Here is a 328-nt window from a genome sequence, read left to right on the forward strand (position 1 = left end):
CCAAGGCACTTTCCGCGATCATCGACGGAAACGTAACCACCCTGATTGCGGCAGCGGTTCTGTTCTGGAGAGGTTCCGGTACCGTCAAGGGCTTTGCGGCGACGCTGGCAATCGGTATCGTGCTTTCTATGTTCACGGCGCTGTTTGTAACCAAATTTGCCCTGAACTGCTTCTATGAGATGGGCTTTGAGGATGCGAAGTTCTACGGATGCCGCAAGGATATGAAGACGCGTCCGTTCCTGAAATTCCGCAAGCTTTACTTTGCTCTGTCGCTCGTGATCATTCTGGCAGGCGTCGGCAGCATGATTCACAATCAGTCTTCGATGGG

The 328-nt window shown here is 53.0% G+C and carries 1 pseudogene; it reads left to right on the forward strand.

Features of this window, described 5'->3' with window-relative positions:
- Positions 1–328 (forward strand): annotated as a pseudogene (locus QVO97_RS08255) (protein translocase subunit SecDF); the annotation flags it as partial.

It is taken from the genome of Clostridium sp. CAG:43, from assembly GCF_000434655.1.
Classification (GTDB): domain Bacteria; phylum Bacillota; class Clostridia; order Lachnospirales; family Lachnospiraceae; genus Otoolea; species Otoolea fessa.